The sequence below is a fragment of the uncultured Cardiobacterium sp. genome, assembly GCF_938028185.1.
GTDB lineage: Bacteria > Pseudomonadota > Gammaproteobacteria > Cardiobacteriales > Cardiobacteriaceae > Cardiobacterium.
The window spans coordinates 1-3,341 of sequence record NZ_CALJAH010000140.1 but is presented as its reverse complement, the minus strand read 5'-3'; the positions used below and the strand labels follow the sequence as shown (position 1 = coordinate 3,341).

The 3,341-nt window shown below is 60.8% G+C and carries 3 protein-coding genes; all 3 read left to right on the top strand.

Annotation, left to right across the window (positions count from 1 at the left end):
- A partial coding sequence (locus tag Q0349_RS04250; protein WP_298079636.1) for a TIGR03752 family integrating conjugative element protein occupies positions 1–1,556 on the top strand: 1,556 nt, incomplete at its 5' end.
- A gap of 12 nt (positions 1,557–1,568) precedes the next feature.
- Positions 1,569–1,982 carry a TIGR03751 family conjugal transfer lipoprotein gene (locus Q0349_RS04245; protein ID WP_298079635.1) on the top strand — a complete coding sequence of 138 codons (414 nt, stop codon included), beginning with the start codon at positions 1,569–1,571 and terminating at the stop codon, positions 1,980–1,982.
- On the top strand, positions 1,969–3,341 hold a 1,373-nt coding region (locus Q0349_RS04240), incomplete at its 3' end, for a TraC family protein (RefSeq protein ID WP_298079634.1). The genes Q0349_RS04245 and Q0349_RS04240, both read left to right, overlap by 14 nt.

The window sequence follows — 3,341 nt, the reverse complement described above, 5'->3', positions numbered from 1 at the left end:
TGCTACTGGTCGTCGCGCTGATGCTCGGCGGGGCGGTGTATTTCACGATGAGGGACAAGGGCGCTTCGACCACGGCGCAGCAGGAGCAGGACAGCTTCTTCAATGACACCCGCCAGCAGGGACGGCGCGGCGATGACCCGACCTATGCCGAGGAGGTCAAACAAAACGCGGCGATCACTCTCGCCACCCAGCGCAAGCAGAAGGATCTGGAAGAACAGCTGGCGCGTGAACGGGAACAGGCCGCACGTAAGCAGGATGATTTGAGCAGCAAGCTGACAGATGTCACCAAGGAGCTGGTCAAACTGCGCGAGGCGCAGGGCAAGGCGGGTGAGGAGCACAGCGCAGCGGTGCAGAAAGAAGTCGATGCCCGCATGGAGAAAATCAACGAGACCCTGCAAAGCCTGCAACAGCAACAATCGGAAAACCAGGTAGCAAGCCAGGCGCGCATTGCCGATCTGGAGCAAAAACTGGCGGAAGCGCAAGCCGCTCATACGGCGTCTACTACAGGTACGCCGGATGAAATTGATGCCCTGAAATCGGGTAAAGCGGCAAAACCACCGCTGCCGGATGTTTATGGCAGCGGCTCCATCACCTTGCCCTATCAGGGTATGGGCGACGGTCACAGCCTCAGCAGCTTGTCGCGTATTCCGCGCGCCCCCGTCAGCGCTGCTGCCGATAGCGGTTCCGGCGACATTCTCGACAGCCTGCAAAACGGTATCCGCTCGCTCACCGGCAGCGTTCCCGGACGCGACCCCAATATCCCGCGCAATTACCTGCCGCAGCCCGGTGCGCAACGCCGTCAGGAACAGTGGGAGACCGTCTTCCCGGTGTACACACTCCCCCCAAATTCCATCCTGTCCAATGCCATGCTGGTGACGCCGATTATCGGCCGCGTGCCGCTGCCCAACCGGGGCGGCAAGGTGGAAGACCCCTTCTTTTTCAAAGTAGAAATCGGCGGTGCCAACCTCGCCGCCAACGGCCACCAGATTCCCGGTGTCGCCAAGATGATTGCCAGCGGCTATGCCACCGGCATCCGCGACCAGCAATGCGTGCGCGGCTACATTGACTCGCTCACCTTCATCTTCATCGACGGCCGCATCGTCACCCAGGGCAAAGCCTCCGGCGAAGGTTCAAGCAGCGGCGACGTTCTCGGCTATCTCAGTGATCCATGGGGCAAACCCTGCATCCATGGGCGTTACATCAACAACGCCGACAGCTACCTGCGCTCGCGCGGTACCGCCGCCTTTATCGAAGCTGCTGCCGAAGCGCTGTCGCAGGGGCAGGTCAACTACAAACAGAACAGTGACGGCAACTACAGCGCAGCACTCAGCGGAGACGTGTGGAAATTCGTTTTTGGCCGTGGCGTCTCTGGCTCGGCTGCCGAGTTTGCCCAGTACGTGCGCGAGCGCACCGCCGACACCTTTGACGTGGTCTATGTGGAGCAGGGCAAACCGGTGCAAATCATGCTCGACAAGATGATCCCCATCGACTACGACGCGAAAGCGCGCAAGGTCAATTACTACCGCGACCCGAAAGTGCAGCGGCGCTATGACTAAGGAGGAACCCTCATGACCCCATTTTTCCGCATGTCCCTGCTGGCACTCTTTGCCGCGAGCCTTGCCGCCTGCTCGGTGACCCAGCCGTCTTCCGACAAACTGTTGCCCGATGCCGGGCCAACCACCGCCGAGCTGATCAGCGGTCAGAAAAGCCGGGTCAGCGCCTATTTTGGCAACGGCGTGCAAGCCGACTATCTCGGCATGCCGCTGACGGAGGGCTACGCGCCGAATAGTTCCTATTCGCTCGCCCACGTCAACGAGCTCCGGCGCGATTTCCGCAAGGTCCCCAACCCGGAGATTGTAGCCTACGTCTTCCCGCACATTTCCGACGGCGAGTTGCCGGTGCCGGGGTATTTCACGATGTTCCACCTCTACGAGCGCGACCATTTCGCACTGGAGCAGGAGGGGTACCATGCGGCTGATTGATTACCTCTGGAACCGGGGCAAGCGCGGGACGGGACAGGAAGGCACACCCGCTGGCACCGAGTCGGCGGAACCAGGGTCGGTACAACCGCGCTTCAGGGTCAACCCTTTCGTCAACTTCCTCATGCGTGCCAGCGGTGAATGGCCACTCTCCGGACCGCCACCGCTGACGCCGTTGCAGTACCGTGCCCTGTTCAAAAGCGATCCGTCCTTCGTCGATTATGTGCCGGTCTGTGACTACCTCGACGATGAAGAGGCCTATGTTTTCAACGACGGCGTCAATGTCGCCAAAATCTGGCGAGTGCAGGCGCGCTATATGTGTGCACGCAGCGAAGATGCGCTGGCCAAGTTCAATGAGGGGCTGACCCGCGCCCTTGACAGTCTGCCGGTTGACGGCGATACGGCGGAGTTCCCCTATGTGGTGCAGGTCTTTGCCCGCGCCGTCGAGGCCGATGGTGTTGCCGACGATTTTGAGGCCGCCATTGCCGAAAACGGTCTGACCCATGACCCACTCAGCCGCGATATTGCCCGGGTGATGCGCAAACACCTGAAGATGATGACTCACGAAAAGGGCGTCTTCCCGGACACGCGCATCCGGGGCGAGACCCAGGGCTGGCGCGTCGCCGATCAGGCGGTCTGGCTCTGCATCTACAGCAAACGCCCGAAAAAATACTGGAAGAAGAACAAGCGCAGCCCGGCGGCACAAACCAAACATGACCTGAGCGCCTTCGTCAATGCGCTGACCTCGGCAGGGATTTCCCTGCGACCGCTCAAACCGCATGAGTTTGTTAACTGGCTCGCGCCATATTTTGGCCATGAGCGCGTTACCGCAGACGATTTGCAGGAGCGGCGCAAGATGGCCTCGTTCGATCTGGCGCAGGAAGTCTTTCATTACGCGCCGCTCTACCACGAAAGCAACGAGCCGCTGGAGCGCGGTATCTGGCAGTTTGGTGATGACACCTGGTTGCGCTACCTCACCATCGGCAGTGTGGATCATCCGCCGCGCGACGGTGCGACCACGCTCGGCATGCAGGAAGACGACATCGACGGCAAGTTGATTTCCGCCTCGCTCTTCGAGCAGTTGCCGACCGGGGCGATGATGACCTGGACGGTTATTCCGCAGTCGGCGCACCAGATGCAGCTGGAGATCGACACCATCCTCAACCTGTCGCAGGACGGTGCTTCCCGCCGTGCCAAATACGCCACCGAGCAGGCGTTGGAGGTGCATGAGGAGATGATGCGCTACAACCGCCGCGTCTTCTATGTGCAAATGGGCGTGTTCCTGCGTGCCCGCTCGCTGCATGAGCTATTGGACGTGACCGAGCGCGCGGTCGCGGTGGTATCGACTTCGGACTGCATCAG